Here is a 17,610-nt window from a genome sequence, read left to right on the forward strand (position 1 = left end):
GCGCCCGCCTTCCGCCGGGCCCCGCTCGCGCCTATATAGCCGGGATGCAGACGCCTTTCCTCAAAATGCACGGGCTCGGGAATGATTTCGTCGTCATCGACCGGCGCGCCCGTGCTTGTGCCCTTGGCCCAGGCGAGGCGCGGCGGATCGCCGACCGCCATCGCGGCGTCGGCTGCGACCAGATCATCTTGCTCGATCGCGCCGCGGGTGCCGATCTCTTCATGCGCATCCTCAATGCCGATGGCAGCGAGGCCGGCGCCTGTGGCAACGCGACCCGCTGCGTCGCTGAGCTTTTGTTTCGCGAAACCGGCAATCCGGCGCCGCTGATCCGCACACTGGCCGGCGATCTCCCGACCCGGCGCGAGGCCGATGGCCGGATCACCGTCGATATGGGTCGGCCGGCGCTGGAATGGGACCAAATCCCGCTCGCCCGCCCGCTCGATACCTTGCATCTTCCGCTCGCGCTCGGCCCGCTCGCCGATCCCGCCGCGTGCAGCATGGGCAACCCGCACGCGACGTTTTTCGCGAGCGCGGTGGACCATCTCCCGATCGCCGAACTCGGCCCGGTGCTGGAGCATGATCCGCTGTTTCCCGAGCGCGCCAATATCGGCTTTGCCGAAATCCTGGCGCCCGATCGCCTGCGCCTGATCGTTTGGGAGCGTGGCGCCGGGCGCACGCTCGCCTGTGGCTCGGGCGCCTGCGCCGCCCTGGTCAACGCCCATCGCCGAGGGTTGGTTGGGCGGCGGGCAGGGCTTCTCCTCGATGGCGGCGAGATCGAGATCACCTGGCGCGAAGACGACGATCACGTGCTGATGACCGGCCCCGCCGCCATCGCCTTCCACGGCACGATCGATCTCGCCGCCGCATGAGCGCCGACATCGTCACCTTCGGCTGTCGCCTCAATGCCTATGAGAGCGAGGTGATGCGCGGCCATAGTGCTGCGCTGGAAAATACCATCATCGTCAATACCTGCGCCGTCACCGCCGAAGCCGAGCGCCAGGCGCGGCAAGCGATCCGGCGCCTGGCGCGCACCCGGCCCGCCGCACGCATCATCGTCACCGGCTGCGCGGTGCAGACCGATCCCGCCGCCTGGTCTGCCCTACCGGGCGTGACCCGGGTGCTTGGCAATCTCGAAAAGCTGCGCCCGGAGAGCTTCGCCGAGGCGGCGCCGAGCGCGGTCTCGGACATCATGGCGGCGCGCGAGACGGCAGCGCACCTCATCACCGATTTCGCCGGCCGCACCCGCGCTTTCCTCCAGATGCAGCAGGGCTGCGATCATCGCTGCACGTTTTGCATCATCCCGTTTGGCCGCGGGCCGAGCCGGAGTGTGGCCCTCGGCGAACTGGTCGCGCAAGCGCGGGCGCAGGTCGCGGCGGGGTTTCAGGAAATCGTCTTGACCGGGGTCGATCTCGCGAGCTTCGGCGGCGATCTGCCGGGCCGGCCCAGCCTCGGCCAAGCGGTGCACCGGCTGCTCGCGTTGGTGCCGGAATTGCCGCGGCTGCGGCTTTCCTCGCTCGATCCGGCGGCGATCGATGACGATCTCTGGCGCCTCCTCGCCGAGGAGCCGCGGCTGATGCCGCATCTCCATCTCTCGCTGCAAGCGGCGAGCGATCTGATCCTAAAACGCATGAAGCGCCGCCACTCGCGCGCCGGGGCCGAAGCGGTGATCGCGCGCGCCCGCGCGCTCCGCCCTGGGATCGCGATCGGCGCCGATCTCATCGCCGGCTTTCCGACCGAGGACGAGGCCCTGTTCGCCGAAACCCTTGCGTTCGTCGAGGCGATGGCGATCCCGTTCCTCCATGTTTTTCCCTATAGCGCCCGCGCCGGCACCCCCGCCTCACGCATGCCGATGGTGCCCAAGCCAGTCCGGCGCGAACGCGCAGCGCGGCTCCGCGCCGCGGGTGAGGTGGCCCTCGCGCAGTTTCTCGCCGCCCAAACCGGCACCGCAGCGCGGGTTTTGATGGAAACCGAAACCGAAGGTCTGTCCGAGCATTTCGCCCGCGTCCGCCTCAATCGCCCGGTCGCGCCACGGGTCACGCTCTCGGCGCGGATCACTGGCGCCGCCCGCGACCATCTCCTGGCCGAGGCGCTCTGATGGCGCTCGGTTTTTTCTCGCGCCTCAAGGAGGGCCTCGCGCGCAGCACGCAAAAACTCACCGGCGGCCTCGCCGGGGTGCTGACGCGGCGCAAGCTCGATGACGAGGCGCTGGCCGAGCTCGAGGATTTGCTGATCGCCGCCGATCTCGGGCCGCAAGCGGCGCGCCGGGTGATCGCCGCCTTCCGCCGCACCCGCTTCGGCAAAGACATCACTGAGGCCGAGATCAAAGCGGCGCTGGCGGAGGAAATCGCCGCCATCCTCGCCCCGATCGCGCGCCCGCTCGCGCCTGATCCCAAGCATCGCCCTTATGTCGTGCTGGTGGTCGGCGTCAACGGCACCGGCAAAACGACGACGATCGGCAAATTGGCGCTCAGTTGGCGCGAGAGCGGCTTGCGGCCGATGCTGGTCGCTGGCGACACATTCCGCGCCGCCGCCGTCGAGCAGTTGCAGATCTGGGGCGAACGCACCGGCGCGCCGGTGATCGCAGGATCAGCGAACGCCGATGCCGCCGGTCTTGCCTTCGATGCCCTGACCCGGGCGCAGCGCGAGGGAAGCGACGTCTTGCTGATCGATACCGCCGGGCGGCTGCATAATAAATCGGCGCTGATGGAGGAATTGCGCAAAATCATCCGGGTCTTGCGCAAGCAGGACGAAACCGCGCCGCACGCCGTGGTGCTGGTGCTTGACGCCACCACCGGCCAGAACGCCATCGAACAGGTGCGGGTGTTCAAGGAGATGGTCGATGTCAGCGGCCTGATCGTCACCAAGCTCGATGGCAGCGCGCGCGGCGGCGTCGTCGTTGCGCTTGCGGAAAATTTTGGCTTGCCGGTGTTTGCGGTCGGCGTCGGCGAGCAGGCGGGCGATCTCCGCCCCTTCGATGCCCAGGCTTTCGCCGCCGGGCTGGTGGGTCTTTGAGGCGATTGGGATTTTTCCCCTTCCCGCGCGCCTTCGCCTCGGGCAGAGTTTCGTCGCTACGCCCGGCCTGCTCCCGTCCTCGAGATGTCAAGGATAAGCCGACCCATGTTTGCCTTCTTCTCCCCGGATGAGATTTTCGCCTCGGCCGCCCATTTCGCCCCCTGGGACAAAGATTTGCGCGATGCCCATGTCCTGCGGCCGCTCGGGGAGGGGTTTCATCCGTTTTTGTATCCGCTTTACCATCTTCACGCCGATACCCTCGCGGCGTGGCGCATGCTTTCGCGTGGCGCCAGCACGCTTTTGCGCCCGCTCGCCGGAATCGGACCCGCGACCTTGCCGCTCGGCGTTCTCGCCGGCGCCCTCGACGTGCTCGGCCATAGCGAGACCACCCACGCCCGGCCGCATTTCGACATCGTCTCGACGATCATGGAGGGGGAGGAAGTCACCGTCATCGAGGAGGAGATTCTCCGCACGCCGTTCGCGACCCTGCTCCATTTTCGCAAGGAAATGGGCCGCAGCCAGCCGCGGGTACTGCTGATCGCGCCGATGTCCGGCCATTTCGCGACCCTGCTCCGCAACACCGTCGAGACCCTGCTCCCCGATCACGATGTCTTCATCACCGACTGGATCAACGCGCGCGACGTGCCGGTGGCCGCCGGTGGCTTCGATCTTTCCGATTTCATCGATCATATCATCGACTTTCTCATCGCGATCGGCCCTGGCGCGCATGTCGTCGCGGTCTGTCAGCCCGCCGTGCCGGCGCTCGCCGCGGTCGCGGTGATGGCCGAGGAACGGCATCCGGCGTTGCCGCGATCGCTCACGATGATGGCCGGACCAATCGATACCCGTATCAACCCGACAAGGGTCAACGATCTCGCGCGCTCGCGCCCGCTCGCTTGGTTCGAGCAGAACCTTATCGCCCGCGTCCCGTGGCGCCATCGCGGCGCCGGGCGGCGCGTCTATCCCGGCTTCGTGCAGCTTTCGGCCTTCGTTTCGATGAATTTCGACCGCCACGTCACCGCCCATTGGCGGCAATGGCGCAACGTCACCCTCGGCGATCTCGCCAAGGCCGAGGCGCATCGCGAATTCTATAGCGAATATCTCGCGATCATGGATTTGCCGGCGGAATTCTATCTCGAAACCGTGCGCAACGTGTTCCAGGAACACCATTTGCCGCGCGGGCTTCTCACCTGGCATGGCCATAAAATCGACCTCGCCGCGATCGAAACCACCCATCTTCTCGCGATCGAGGCGGAGCGCGACGATATTTGCGGCCTCGGCCAGACCCGGGCGGCGCTCACGCTTTGCGAAAATCTTCCCGACAGCCGCAAAACCTATCACCTGCAGCACGGCATCGGCCATTATGGCGTGTTCAGCGGCAAGCGCTGGCGCAATGAAATCTACCCCTTGCTGCGCTCGACCATCGCGGCTTGCGCTTAGAGCAAGGCAGGTTTTGATTGAACCATCTTGTTCAGTCAAAACCGGCCAACTTGCTCACCAAAATAGGTGTAGAGCGTGATCGACTTAAACCGATCGCGCTCTAGCGCGCACCGGCGCCGCCGCCGCGCGCGGGCCGGCCGGCGCGCGGGCTTGCAATTCGCGGCGCGGTGGCTTTGACTCGGGCGATGGCGGATTTTGCGTCGCGCGTGAAATGCGTGCTTGGCCCGACCAATACGGGCAAGACACATTTGGCGATGGAGCGGATGCTCGCGCATGGCTCGGGCATCATCGGCTTTCCGCTTCGGCTGCTCGCGCGCGAGAATTACGAGCGCATGGTGGCGATCAAGGGGGCAAATCACGTCGCCCTGATCACCGGCGAGGAAAAAATCGTCCCGCCCGCCGCGCGGTGGTTTGCCTGCACCGTGGAAGCGATGCCGCTCGACCGGAAGGTCGAATTTCTCGCTGTTGACGAGATCCAGCTCTGCGCCGATCCCGATCGCGGCCATATCTTCACCGCGCGCCTGCTCGCCGCGCGTGGTCTCGTTGAGACGATGTTTCTCGGCGCCGAAACCATCCGCCCGCTGGTGCGCCGGCTGGTGCCGGAAGCCGAGATCGAAACCCGCCCGCGTCTGTCGCGTCTCCTCTATGATGGGGCGGTGAAGCTCTCCCATCTCGCGCCGCGCTCGGCCATCGTCGCGTTCAGCGCCGAGGAGGTTTATGCCATCGCCGAAGCGATCCGCCGCCGGCGCGGCGGCTGCGCCGTGGTGATGGGGCGGATGGCGCCGCGCACCCGCAATGCCCAGGTCGCGCTCTATCAGAATCGCGAGGTCGATTTCCTGGTGGCAACCGATGCGATCGGCATGGGGCTCAACATGGATGTCGACCATGTCGCCTTCGCCGGGCTCGGCAAATTCGATGGCAGCCGGCCGCGCCGTCTCAGCGCGCCGGAATTGGCGCAGATCGCCGGGCGCGCCGGGCGCGGGCTGCGCGATGGCGGCTTCGGCACCACCGCCCGCTGCCCGCCGCTCGACGAGGCGCTGGTCACGGCGATCGAGGGGCATCGGTTCGAGCCGCTGGCGCAGCTTTACTGGCGCAATACCGCGCTCGATTTCACCAGCCCGGCGGCGCTTTTGGCGAGCTTGCAAGCACCGCCGCCGGGGCCCGGCCTTGCCCGCGGCCATGAGGCGAGCGATGTCACGACGCTGGCTGCCCTGGTGCGCGACCCGGCATTGCGCGCCCTCGCCGACCGGCCGGGACGGGTCGCCCTGCTCTGGGAGGCGGCATCGATCCCGGATTTTCGCAAGCTCGGCGATGACACCCATGCCCGCTTCGCGGCCCGCGTGTTTGCCCATCTGGTGCGCGGCGAGCGCCTGCCGGCCGCTTGGATCGCCGGGCAAATCGAGGCGCTGAGCCGCCCCGAGGGGGATATCGACACCCTCATGCAGCGCCTCGCCGGCATCCGCATCTGGGCCTATGTCGCGGCCCGCCCGGATTGGCTGGCCGATGCGGCGCACTGGCAAGCGCGTGCGCGTGCGGTCGAGGATCTGCTTTCGGACGCGTTGCATGAGCGGCTGACGGCGCGCTTCGTCGACCGCCGGGCAACGCAACTGTTGCGCCGGCTCGATGCCGGCGGCGGTGAGGCCCTGCTCTCGGCGGTGACCGCGGCTGGCGAGGTGGTGGTCGAGGGGCATGCGGTCGGGCGCATGGCGGGGCTAAGCTTCGTGCCCGACCCGCGCGCCCTCGGCGAGCAACGGCGGCTGGTCGAGCGCGCCGCGCGGCGTTCGCTCGCGACCGAGATCGGCCGGCGTGTCGCACGTCTCGCGGCATTGCCCGACAGCGCCTTTGCGCTTTCCGCCGATCATCACGTGACCTGGGAAGGGGCGCCGCTGGCGCGGCTGCTCGCCGGGGCCAATCTCGCCCGGCCGCGTGTTATGGCGGTCGAGAATGATTTCGTCGCGGGCGGCCTCGCCCTTCGCGTGCGCGAGCGCGCCGCCCTTTATATCGAGCGGCGGATCGCCGCCGATCTCGCGCCGTTGCCCGCGCTCGCCGCCGCCGCCGAGGCGCCGATGCTCCGCGGCATCGCCCATCTCCTGGGTGAGGGGCTCGGGATCGTGCCGATCGAACAGGTGCCGGAGGGAGAGATAGCGGCCGCGCTGCGAGCACGGCTCGCCCGCAATGGCGTCTGCGCCGGGCGTTTCGCGGTGTGGCTCCCGGCCATGCTGAAGCCGCGCGCGATGGCGCTCCGGGCGCAGCTTTTGGCGCTCGCGCGCGGGATCGCGACGCCACCTTTGCCGCCGCCGGGGGCGATTGCGATCGCGGCCCCGGCGCCCTGGCCGGAGGCGCTTTCGCTCGCTCTCGGCTGGCTGCCAGCGGGGCCGGTTTTGCTGCGGCTCGATATCGCCGAGGCCGCCATCGCCGATCTCCATCGCGCAACCCGGCGCGGGCGGTGCCCGCTGCCCGCCGGTCTTGCCGGCCGGCTCGGCGTCAAGGCGGCGATGCTGCCGGCGGTGGTGCGAGCACTCGGGTTTCGTCTCATCCCCGCGGCCAGCCTGCCGGCCGATCATGCCGGCCCGCCAGCCCCCAGTCTCGTCGCCGCCCGCAGGCCACGCCCGCCGCGGCCAGCGGCGCGCCCGCGCCCCGCCGCTGGCCCGTTCGCGGCGCTGGCCGTGCTCCGCCATGGCTGATCCCGCCGCGCCTTCCTGGCAGCGGCTCGATAAATGGCTGTTTTGCGCCCGCGTGCGCCGCAGCCGCAGCGATTGCGCGCGGCTGGTCGCAGACGGATGGGTCCGCGTCAATCGTCGGGTCGTGGAAAAACCCGATTTTCGCCTGCGCATCGGAGATGTGCTGACCTTGGCCGCGGGGCACGAGGTTCGGGTGTTGCGGGTGGTCGCCTTCGCGGCGCGGCGGCTCGGGCCGGCGCCGGCACGGGCGCTCTATGACGAGATCGGCGCGGCGCCGCCACTCTCTTGCGCCGAGCGGGATAAGGCGGCATATCGCGAGCCTTGACCCTGCTTGCGTGCGGGTGGCAACCGCCGATCGATCGAGGAGAACGCGATGACCTACGTGGTCACGGAAAACTGCATTCGCTGCAAATTTATGGACTGTGTGGAAGTCTGCCCGGTCGATTGTTTTTATGTCGGCGCGAATATGCTGGTCATTCATCCTGACGAATGCATCGATTGCGGGGTTTGCGAGCCGGAATGCCCGGCCGAGGCGATCGTTCCCGACAGCGACGATCGCGCCAATGCGTGGCTCGAGACCAATCGCACCTATGCCGGACAATGGCCGAACATCACCCGCAAAGGCACCCCCCCTGAGGATGCCGATGAGTGGAAGGACAAGCCCGGCAAAGCCGAGCTATTCTCTCCCGAGCCCGGCCAGCCCTGACCTTGCTAAGCACGCTGCGCGGGGCGTGACCGCCGGCGCGATTTGTGCTAAGCTGTCACCTTGTTGCCAGGAATGTCCGCGGTGATCGCTTTCCCGGGGTGAGGTTGCCATGCCACGGCCACGGTTTGGCATGCACCGATCGAGGGGCCTCTGATCCGGGTGTGTTCATCGGGCGTTCAAGGGTATCACGGTAGGGATCAGGTTTTTTTGCCCCCGTCGCAAAGAGAGGGGGGTGGGATGGCGTGGTCCGATGATTGGGCGTCGGCGGGGGTGCGGCGGTGCGGTTTGGCCGTCGCGCGCTGGCGTCCCCACAATGAAGAGGTTGCGTGAATGAAACCTGCTGCAGCGATGGCTGCTTCTCTCGATAGCGTCGACTTGGTGGCGCATGAGGCGGAGACGGCGCACGCCAAGGCCACACCCGTGAAATCAGCGCCGCCGCCGCGACACGATGGCGGCGGCAAGCCGCTGCCGACGGTTCGCGCGCCGGCCAAGGCGGAGAAATTCGCCCCCGGTGATCATGTCGTCTACCCGACCCATGGCGTCGGCAAGGTGGAGCGGATCGCGGTCGAGGAGATCGCCGGGCACAAGCTCGAGCTGATCCATATCACCTTCGAGGAAAACCGCATGACGCTGCGCGTGCCGGTCGCGAAGGCGCGGAGTGCCGGGCTGCGCAAGCTCGCGACACGCAAGCTGTTCGACGAAGCTTTGGCGATGCTCAAAGGGCGGGCGCGCATCAAGCGCACGATGTGGTCGCGCCGGGCGCAGGAATATGAGGCGAAAATCAATTCCGGCGATCCTCTGGCGGTGGCCGAAGTGGTGCGGGATTTGCGCCGCAATGCTGGCCAGCCGGATCAGAGCTTCAGCGAGCGGCAGATTTTCGAGGCGGCGCTCGATCGCCTCGCGGCGGAACTCGCGGCGCTGGACAAGACCGACAAGCCGACGGCGCTGGCCAAGCTATTCGCCATTCTGGAAATTACCGACACCAGACCGCCGGGCTAATGTTTTCGCCGCCGCAGACATTCTCCCTGCGAGTCCAGGGATACTCTCCCCGGACTCGGAGGAAAAATCAGCGCCCGTAAAGCCCGGTGAGGGTTGCCGAGGCGATGGTGTGGAAATGCAGGTTAAAACCGACCACCGCCGCCGTCGTGTCCTTGTTCAGCGGCAATTTATCGACATCGAGCGCGTGTAGCGTGATGATGTAATGATGCGGCTTGTCGCCCGGCGGCGGGCAGGGGCCGCCATAGCCGGCGATGCCGTAATCGGTGCGGCTTTGGGTGGCCCCGCGCGGCAAGCGGTTGTGATGCGCGTCACCAGCATTCTTGGCGAGCTGCGTGGTTTTGGCGGGGATGTTGAACACCACCCAGTGCCAGAAGCCGCTCCCGGTCGGCGCGTCAGGGTCGTAAATGGTAAGCGCGTAGCTCTTGGTGTTGGCCGGCGCGCCCGACCAGGCAAGGCGCGGCGAAATGTTCTGGCCGGTGCAGCCGAAGCTGTTGAACACCTGCTCGTTCTGGATCGTTCCGCCTTCGGGGATATCGGGGCTCGTGAGGGTAAAACCATCGGCCCGCGCCGCTGCCGCGATGCCGAGAGATGCCGCCAGGGTCGCCGCCATGATGGGAAATTTGCTCACGTTTCTTTTCCTCCCGGAATTGTTCGATACAAAACTTTAGCCAGCGGCAGGTGGTCTGGCAATCGCCTCGCGCAGCGCCCGTTTGAGCAGCTTGCCATTGGCGTTGCGCGGCAAGGGCTCGGCGACGAAGCTGATGCTCTCGGGCCGTTTGTAATCGGCGAGCAAGGGGGCGCAATGGGCGATGAGATCGGCGGCGCTGGCAGCGACATCGTCGCGCAGGCGAACGAAGGCATGAACGCGCTCGCCGAGCACCGGGCAGGGTCGCGCCACCGCCGCCGCTTCGATCACCGCGGGATGAGCGACGAGGGCGTTTTCCACCTCGACCGAAAACACCTTGTGGCCGCCACGGTTGATCATGTCCTTGCCACGATCGCGGATGAAGACGAACCCCGCCGCATCGATCATCCCGAGATCGCCGGAATGCCAGAAGCCGGCAGTGAAATTCTCCGCCGTCGCCGCCTCGTCCTGCCAATATCCCGGCACCACCATCGGGCCGCGGATCCAGATCTCACCGATTTCGCCGCGCGGCACTTCGCGCCCCGCCTCATCCATCACCACGATCTCGCCGCAGGGAACGGAAAGGCCGACGCTCGCGGCATGATCGGCGATCGCGTGCGCCGGCAGAAACGTCGCCGGCGACGTGGTCTCGGTCGCGCCATAGCCGTTGATCAGGCGAAGATGCGGCAGGGTCGCCGCCAGTCGCGCGATCACCGCTTCCGGCATCGGCGCGCCACCAAACGCCCCGATGCGCCAGGCGCTGAGATCGCGGGTGGCGAAATCGGGCTCGAGCAGCAACAGCGCATACATCGCCGGCACGATGATGGTGTAGGTCAGGCGCTCGCGCTCGGCGAGGTCGAGAAAAGCACGCGCCTTGAATTCGGGCAGCACGAGAAGGGCGCCGGCGGCATGGATGGTGGTCGCGATCACCGGCACGATGCCGGTGACATGCGCCATCGGCACCGCCGCCATGACCCGCTCGCCGGCGCCGAGTTCGAGCGCCATCATGCAATGCAGCACCGAATGGACGAGCCCGAGATGGGTGAGCATCGCCCCTTTCGGCCGGCCGGTGGTGCCTGAGGTATACAGCAGCAAGGCGACATCCTCTTCGCCGACCGGCGCATCGACCTCGATCGCGTCGGGGCCGGCGAGATCGGCGAAGGCGCTCACCGGCAGGCGGTGACGAAGCGCCGGCACCGCCTCCGGCGCCGGCAGGAGGGGCTCGAGAAAATCCTCGAACACGCACAAGACGGCGCCGCAATGGCCGAGCAGATAGAGCAGGCCGGGGCGCTGCTCGCGGATCGAAAGCGGCACCGCGATGGCGCCAAGCCGGGTGATCGCGAATAGCAGAATGACGAACTCGGCGCGGTTGCCGAGCAACATCGCCACCCGATCGCCGGCGCCGACGCCGCGCGCCGCAAGCCCGGCCGCGACCGCGCTGACCCGCGCCGCAAGCGCGCGATAGGTGAGCCGGGTCGGGCCATCGATCAGCGCCTCGCCTTCCGGATTGCGCGCAACCGCGCCCCTGAGCAGCGCGGCCAGGCTTTCCGGGCGCGGGTCAAAACAGCGCATGACACGGTCGCCATAATGACGTTCCAGCCGCAATGTCATTTTTTTCCTCCCCTCTTGCGACGTTCGCCGCCGGCTCAAGGTTTTTGTCGTGGCACCGGCAAATACTCAACATTGCCGCCCTGGGCGCGCATCGGCTGCGGGTAGAGATCCATCAGTTGCAGCACATCCTCGGGCATATCGGTGCTGACCGAAAGACCGAGCGCTTTCGCTTCCGCGGCGGAAAGCGGGTAATCATGGGTCCAAGTGCCGGTGGCAAGGGTCTCGGCGATCCGCTTCGCGTCCGCCGCCGGCAGGCGATGGGCGAGCAGCTCCTCGGCCGTGGCTTTCACCTGGGCGATCGCCTTGCGCCCGACATCGGCGAGAACCAGAGTTTCATCGTCGATCTCGGCGATCGGCTTCTGCTCGATGACGCGGAGCAAGGAAGCTGCGGGAAACTTGCCGAGCTGGGGATCAATCGGGCCGAGCACCGAATGGCGACACATCACGATGGCGTCAGCGGCGAGCGCGATCAGCGTGCCGCCGGACATCGCATAATGGGGCACGAAGACGGTCACCGGCCCGCGGCGGTCGCGGATCGCCCGCGCGATCTGCACCGCCGCCAGCACCAACCCGCCCGGCGTGTGCAGGATGATGTCGAGCGGCACCTCATCGCCGGTCATATGGATCGCCCGCAAAACCTCCTCGGAATCGTGGATATCGATGTAGCGCATGAGCGGGAAGCCGAGCAGGCGCATGGTTTCCTGGCGATGGACGAGGGCGATCACCCGCGAGCCGCGCCGGCGCTCAATCTGCCCGAGCTTGCGCGCGCGAAGGCGTTCCAGCAGGCGTTGACGGAGCAGCGGCTGCAGCGCGCTGACAATGAAAAAAATCCAGAAGAGATCCGCGATGGTCATGAAAGGACGTATATCAGGAAAGTCTTCTTTTTCTGAAGAAAAAGAAGCAAAAAGACTTTTCCTCCGCTTTCTTTGGGTGGCACCGTTTGCACCCTCGCACTGCTGGCACCAGCCTCATGCCGCTTTCTGCGCCCGCCTTTCGCGTAGGAACTGGAAGAATTCACGTCCTTCGCGCAGCCGGCGCATCATCATCTGCGGGCTGGTCAGCATCTCGCCGACGATCGCGGCGATTTTCGGGGCGCGGAAATAAAAGCGGCGATAGAACGCCTCGACATTGTCGAACATCTCGGTGTGCGAGAGATGCGGATAATGGAGCGGTGCGATCTGGATGCCATGTTCATCCACTAGCTCGGCATGGGCGGTATCGAGCCAGCCATTTTCCACCGCTTGGGCATAAAGCTCGGTGCCGGGATAGGGCGCCGCGAGCGAGACCTGCAAGGTGTGTGGATTGACCTCGAGAGCGAAACGAACGGTCTCCTCGATGGTCTCCTTGGTCTCCCCAGGAAGACCAAGGATGAACGTGCCGTGGATGGTGATGCCGAGTTCGCGGCAATCGCGCGAGAAGCGCTTGGCAACCTCGATCCGCATGCCCTTCTTGATATTGTGCAGAATCTGCTGGTTGCCGCTCTCATAGCCGACGAGCAGCAGGCGAAGGCCGTTATCCCTGAGCACTTTCAGGGTCTCGCGCGGCACATTGGCCTTGGCGTTGCACGACCAGGTGACGCCGAGCTTGCCCAATTCGCGCGCGATCGCTTCCGCACGCGGCAGATTGTCGGTGAAGGTGTCGTCGTCGAAAAAGAACTCGCGGACCTGCGGAAAATAGGATTTGGCGAGGCGAATTTCCTCGATCACATGCGCGGTGCTGCGCACCCGATAGCGATGCCCGCCAACGGTCTGCGGCCAGAGGCAGAAGGTGCAGCGCGATTTGCAACCGCGCCCGGTATAAAGCGAAATGTAGGGATGCTTCAGATAGCCGATGAAGTAATCCTCGATCCGCAAGTCACGCTTGTAAACCTCGGTGACGAAGGGCAGCCGGTCCATGTCTTCGAGAATGGCGCGGTCACGGTTATGGACGATGCGGCCAGCGCTATCACGAAAGCTTAACCCGTCGATGGCATCGAAGGCGCGCCCCTCGGCGACCTCTTTCACGGTGAAATCGAACTCGTTGCGCGCAACCCAATCCACCGCCAGCGCATCGCGCAAACTCTCTTCCGGCTGCACCGCGACCTTGGCGCCGACGAAGCCGATCGAGAGATGGGGATGGGCGTCTTTCAGGGCCGCGGCAACCTTGGCATCGGAGGCGAATGACGGCGACGAGGTGTGCATCACCACCTGCTCGTAATCGCCGGCGGCGCGCAGCACGGCATCGAGGCCGATCCCGGCTGGCGGCGCGTCGATCAGCCGGCTTTCAGGGACCAGCGCCGCCGGCTGGGCGAGCCAGGTCGGGAACCAGAACGAGCGGATTTCGCGCCGCGCCTGATAGCGCGAGCCGGCGCCGCCATCGAAGCCATCGAAGGAAGGCGGATGCAAAAACAGGGTCTTTTTCATCGACACGAAATCCTTCGTCACAGTTTCGGCAACAGCGGCGGCGGCTCGACCACCACCACCTGGCCTCGCCAATAAACCTTGTCGCCGGCGAAACTCATCATCACGGCGACCACCGAGAGCAGGTCACGCAGCGGCAGCAACGCGAGCGGCGCGCGCGGCGCCAGCGCCAGCGCGCGATCAATGCCCCGGGCGGTCGCGCCACGCAACAGCCAGCAGAACGCAAGCCATCCCCACGCGGCCGCCGCGCCCGGGGCCAAGGCCAGGGTCACGAGGGCGAAGGCGAGCGGATACTGCACCACGGACGCCCCATAGCCGAGCGGGGCGAGCGAACGATTGACCCGCGCCCAGCGCAACTCCCGCCGGCAGAGATCGCCAAACCGGTGCTCGGCAACGGTGGTCGCCGGAATCGTCGGCGCGAGCCGCACCGCGTACCCGAGCTTCCTCACCTTGGCGGCGAGCACGGCATCATCGGCGATGTGATTGGCGAGCGCGGCAAAGCCGCCGACGCGCTCGAGCGTCGCGCGGGTCAGCGCCATCGTCGCGCCGAGCCCATCCTCGCGGCCAAGCGCGCGCCCGATCAAAACGCCGGGAATGAACGCGTGGTTGATCTGGCTCGCACCGAGACGCGCGGCAAGCGAATGATCGGCGGGCAAGCCGGTGTAAAGCGTCGTCACCATCCCCGTCCCCGGCATAGCCAGCGACGCCTGAACCGCCCGGAGATAGTCGGGCGCGGCGTGGATATCGGAATCGGCGACCACCAGAATATCGTGGCGGGCGTTCGCCATCATATTGATGAGATTACTGACCTTCCGGTTAGCGCCGTGCTGCGTGCCATCGATCACGAGGCTCGCATCGCAGGCCGGAAAGCGCGCGCGCAAACGCTCGACCACGGCGATCGCCGGGTCATCCGGGCGTTGCACGCCGAACACGAGCTGAAACGCGGGATAGTCTTGCGCGAAAAACGAGGCCAACGCCGCCTCAAGCAGCGGCTCGTCGCCATGCAAGGGCTTGAGCACGGTGATCGGCGGGCAGGCCTTGATGTGCGCCGGCGCGCGCGCGCGCCGCGCCCGGCGCAGAAAGCGCGCGAGGAGGGCAAGGCCAAGCATGCCTTGCAGCACGCCGAACGCCGCGAGCGCCACCGCGACCAACGCCAGCCCGGAGGCGACGCCGCGCAGCCCATGCGCGAAAATGGCAAGATCGATCAGAGGCAGCGCATCGGCCGGTGGGATATCCATGAACGGCGTGCCTAGCTCAGCGTGCCGCCAGAGAGCGCTGAAACCTTCTTTCGCAGGCTGGCGATAAGGGCCGGCGGCCCGCCCTTTTCGAGGATATGGCGGAAATCGGAGCGCTGCACCGCAACCCGGCTGATCGTCCCGTCAAGCAGCACATCCCTCGCCTGCCACTGGCCGTCAGTCTGATGCATCACGTAATCGAGCCGCACCGGATCGGCTTTCGGAGAAACGATCCGGGTCTCGACCACGATATCGCCGCCAATCGAGCGGGTCGCGGGCAGAATTTCGAGCCGCGCGCTTTGATCGTCATCGAAATTGGCAACATAGCTCGCCACCGTGAAGCGGTGGAATTCGCCAAGCAACGCCGTCTGCATCTCGCGCGGCATATCCGTCCAACGTGGCCCAACGACGAGACGGAGAATCCCTTCAAGATCGAAACTGCGCGCGACCACCGGCGCGAGACTCTGATAGCGCTCCGGAAACGGCGTTGCTGTGCCTGCTTTCATGATCGCGCTGAGGGCGTCATTAAGCGCAACGATCGGCGCCGCGGCATCGGGCCCAGCAGCTTCGGGTACCGCGGCATCGGGTACCGCCGCCAGCGATTGCCGGGCGGCGAGCGGGATCGCGGCGGCGGCCAGCAAACCCCGGATCAGGGCCCGACGGGGTAAAGAATTTGGCATCGGAATTATCTCATGAACGAACGGGAACGATTTTTGGACGCGCGGCCCCAAGCGCCCCCAGCACCGTCTGCACGATATGGGCGGTATCGAGACCGGCCACCTCGATTTGGGCACGCGGGCTGTCATGGTCAATGAAAATATCGGGCAACGTCAGCGGACGGAATTTGAGCCCGCCATCGAGCAGGCCCTTGCGCGCCAGATGCTGCATCACCTGCGACGCGAAACCGCCGATCGCGCCTTCCTCGATCACCACCATCACCTCATGCTCGCGGGCCAAACGTTCGATAAGCTCGGCGTCGATCGGCTTGGCGAAGCGGGCATCGGCAACCGTCGCCGAAAGCCCGCGCGCGGCGAGATCATCGGCCGCCGCCAGCGCCTCGGGGAGCCGCGTGCCGAGCGAGAGCAGGGCGACCTTGCCGCCCTCGCGCAGCACCCGCCCGCGCCCGAGCGCAAGCGGCACCCCCATCTCGGGCAGCGCGACGCCGAACCCCTCGCCACGCGGATAGCGGAAAGCAGAGGGGCGATCGCCGATCGCGGTCGCGGTCGCCACCATGTGCACCAGCTCCGCCTCATCGGCCGGTGCCATCAGCACCATCCCCGGCAGGCAGCCGAGATAGGCGAGGTCGAAGCTCCCGGCATGGGTCGCCCCATCGGCGCCGACCAGGCCAGCGCGGTCGATGGCAAAGCGCACCGGCAAAGACTGGATGGCAACGTCATGCACCACCTGGTCATAGGCGCGCTGCAGGAAGGTCGAATAGATGGCGCAAAACGGCGCCATGCCCTCGGCGGCGAGGCCGGCGGCGAAGGTCACCGCATGCTGCTCGGCGATGCCGACATCAAAGCAGCGCTCGGGGAAGCGTTTGGCGAAACGGTCAAGGCCGGTGCCAGACGGCATCGCCGCGGTGATCGCAACGATGCGCGGGTCTTTCTCCGCCTCCTGGATTAGGGCGTCGGCGAAGACTTTGGTATAGGAGGGCGGGCCCGCCGGCGCCTTCGCCTGTTCGCCGGTGATGACGTCGAATTTGGCGACGCCATGATACTTGTCCGGCGCCGCTTCCGCCGGCGCATAGCCCTTACCTTTTTGCGTGACGACGTGCAGCAGGATCGGCCCGCTCTCCTCGGCGTCGCGGAGATTGCGCAGAACCGGCAAGAGATGGTCGAGATTATGCCCATCCACCGGGCCGACGTAATAAAAGCCCATCTCCTCGAACAAGGTGCCGCCGGTGAGGATGCCGCGGGCGAATTCCTCGGCGCGACGCGCGGTGCGCTCGATGCCGCGCGGGAAATGCCGCGCCATGCGCGCCGCCAGCTCGCGCAGCGAAAGGAAACGGCGGGACGAGATCAGGCGCGAGAGATAGGCGCTCATGGCGCCGACCGGCGGCGCGATCGACATGTCGTTATCGTTGAGCACAACGATCAGGCGCGAGCGCAGCGCCCCGGCATTGTTCATCGCCTCATAGGCCATGCCGGCGCTCATCGCGCCATCGCCGATGACACAGACGACGTGCCGGTCCTCGCCCTTGAGGTCGCGCGCGACGGCCATGCCGAGGCCGGCGGAAATCGAGGTCGAGGAATGGGCGGCGCCGAACGGGTCATAGACGCTTTCTGAGCGGCGGGTGAAGCCGGAAAGCCCGCCGCCCTGGCGCAGCGTGCGGATGCGCCCGCGCCGGCCGGTCAAAATTTTGTGCGGATAGGCTTGGTGCCCGACATCCCAGATCAGCCGATCATGCGGCGTCTCGAACACCGCGTGCAGCGCGACCGTCAGCTCGACGACGCCAAGCGAGGCGCCGAGATGCCCGCCCGTGACCGAGACCGCATCCACCAGCTCGGCACGGAGTTCGCTCGCAAGATCACGCAGTTGATCGATGGAGAAATTGCGCAGATCGCGCGGCTCATCCACGCGATCCAGAGTCGGCGTCCGGGGCCTAACCATCGATCACCTCTTTTTGTCGTCTCTCTCGGCGCCACCAGACCGGTCACGCCACACGGAACCGGCACGGCCGGCGCGGCCGCCGCCTTCGTCCAGATCATAAGGCTTGCTCCGTCCCCTCACCGCCCACCGCGCGCTCGGGTGGCGCGGCGGGACTCGGGCGGGGGGACCTCAACATCACTCCAGCCTAGAGATTTTCTTTTGCGCGCCGCAAGTCAAGCCCAGACATGAAACCCGGGGGTGAATGATCGCCGCGCGGGCTTTGTGCCGGTGGTTGATAGGCATTGCCGAG

At 66.6% G+C, this 17,610-nt stretch carries 15 protein-coding genes; 8 read left to right on the plus strand and 7 right to left on the minus strand.

Annotated elements, in window-relative coordinates; genetic code table 11:
- Positions 1-44 precede the first annotated feature (44 nt).
- The 8 genes from dapF (at position 45) to ACP5M5_RS00270 (ending at position 8,838) form a co-directional block, all read left to right on the plus strand.
- Positions 45-869: a diaminopimelate epimerase gene (dapF, locus tag ACP5M5_RS00235; protein WP_427934801.1), complete on the plus strand. Its 825-nt coding sequence runs from the start codon at positions 45-47 to the stop codon at positions 867-869.
- Positions 866-2,095, plus strand: a complete 1,230-nt coding sequence (gene mtaB, locus ACP5M5_RS00240; RefSeq protein ID WP_427934802.1) for a tRNA (N(6)-L-threonylcarbamoyladenosine(37)-C(2))-methylthiotransferase MtaB — start codon at positions 866-868, stop codon at positions 2,093-2,095. The genes dapF and mtaB overlap by 4 nt, the downstream gene beginning before the upstream one ends.
- The gene (ftsY, locus tag ACP5M5_RS00245; protein WP_114911128.1) at positions 2,095-3,012 is read left to right on the plus strand and encodes a signal recognition particle-docking protein FtsY; all 918 of its coding nucleotides are present in this window, start codon (positions 2,095-2,097) and stop codon (positions 3,010-3,012) included. The genes mtaB and ftsY overlap by 1 nt, the downstream gene beginning before the upstream one ends.
- A gap of 105 nt (positions 3,013-3,117) precedes the next feature.
- Entirely contained in the window at positions 3,118-4,452 is a 1,335-nt protein-coding gene (phaZ, locus tag ACP5M5_RS00250; protein WP_427934804.1) for a polyhydroxyalkanoate depolymerase, read from the plus strand.
- 185 nt (positions 4,453-4,637) lie between these two features.
- On the plus strand, positions 4,638-7,136 hold the full coding sequence (locus tag ACP5M5_RS00255) for a helicase-related protein (protein WP_427934805.1): 2,499 nt from the start codon (positions 4,638-4,640) through the stop codon (positions 7,134-7,136).
- Positions 7,129-7,458: a S4 domain-containing protein gene (locus ACP5M5_RS00260; RefSeq protein ID WP_427934806.1), complete on the plus strand. Its 330-nt coding sequence runs from the start codon at positions 7,129-7,131 to the stop codon at positions 7,456-7,458. The genes ACP5M5_RS00255 and ACP5M5_RS00260 overlap by 8 nt, the downstream gene beginning before the upstream one ends.
- Before the next feature lie 48 nt (positions 7,459-7,506).
- Positions 7,507-7,839, plus strand: coding sequence for a ferredoxin FdxA (fdxA, locus tag ACP5M5_RS00265; protein WP_114913635.1), 333 nt, complete (start codon positions 7,507-7,509; stop codon positions 7,837-7,839).
- Positions 7,840-8,169: 330 nt separating this feature from the next.
- Positions 8,170-8,838, plus strand: a complete 669-nt coding sequence (locus ACP5M5_RS00270) for a CarD family transcriptional regulator (RefSeq protein WP_427934807.1) — start codon at positions 8,170-8,172, stop codon at positions 8,836-8,838.
- A gap of 67 nt (positions 8,839-8,905) precedes the next feature.
- On the opposite strand, the gene ACP5M5_RS00275 is transcribed toward ACP5M5_RS00270, so the two are convergent.
- The 7 genes from ACP5M5_RS00275 to dxs form a co-directional block, all read right to left on the minus strand.
- On the minus strand, positions 8,906-9,448 hold the full coding sequence (locus tag ACP5M5_RS00275) for a YbhB/YbcL family Raf kinase inhibitor-like protein (protein ID WP_427934936.1): 543 nt from the start codon (positions 9,446-9,448) through the stop codon (positions 8,906-8,908).
- A gap of 54 nt (positions 9,449-9,502) precedes the next feature.
- Entirely contained in the window at positions 9,503-11,074 is a 1,572-nt protein-coding gene (locus ACP5M5_RS00280; RefSeq protein WP_427934809.1) for a class I adenylate-forming enzyme family protein, read from the minus strand.
- 35 nt (positions 11,075-11,109) lie between these two features.
- Entirely contained in the window at positions 11,110-11,928 is an 819-nt protein-coding gene (locus ACP5M5_RS00285) for an SDH family Clp fold serine proteinase (protein ID WP_427934811.1), read from the minus strand.
- A 114-nt stretch (positions 11,929-12,042) separates the two neighbouring features.
- Entirely contained in the window at positions 12,043-13,476 is a 1,434-nt protein-coding gene (gene hpnJ, locus ACP5M5_RS00290; RefSeq protein ID WP_427934812.1) for a hopanoid biosynthesis associated radical SAM protein HpnJ, read from the minus strand.
- A gap of 17 nt (positions 13,477-13,493) precedes the next feature.
- Positions 13,494-14,711 carry a bacteriohopanetetrol glucosamine biosynthesis glycosyltransferase HpnI gene (hpnI, locus tag ACP5M5_RS00295; RefSeq protein ID WP_427934814.1) on the minus strand — a complete coding sequence of 406 codons (1,218 nt, stop codon included), beginning with the start codon at positions 14,709-14,711 and terminating at the stop codon, positions 13,494-13,496.
- A gap of 11 nt (positions 14,712-14,722) precedes the next feature.
- The gene (locus ACP5M5_RS00300) at positions 14,723-15,388 is read right to left on the minus strand and encodes an ABC transporter substrate-binding protein (protein ID WP_427934815.1); all 666 of its coding nucleotides are present in this window, start codon (positions 15,386-15,388) and stop codon (positions 14,723-14,725) included.
- A gap of 10 nt (positions 15,389-15,398) precedes the next feature.
- Complete coding sequence (gene dxs / locus ACP5M5_RS00305) at positions 15,399-17,321, minus strand: 1-deoxy-D-xylulose-5-phosphate synthase (RefSeq protein ID WP_427934817.1); 1,923 nt, start codon at positions 17,319-17,321, stop codon at positions 15,399-15,401.
- Positions 17,322-17,610 lie beyond the last annotated feature (289 nt).

The organism is Acidibrevibacterium sp., from assembly GCF_049965395.1.
In the GTDB taxonomy this organism is placed as follows: domain Bacteria; phylum Pseudomonadota; class Alphaproteobacteria; order Acetobacterales; family Acetobacteraceae; genus Acidibrevibacterium; species Acidibrevibacterium fodinaquatile.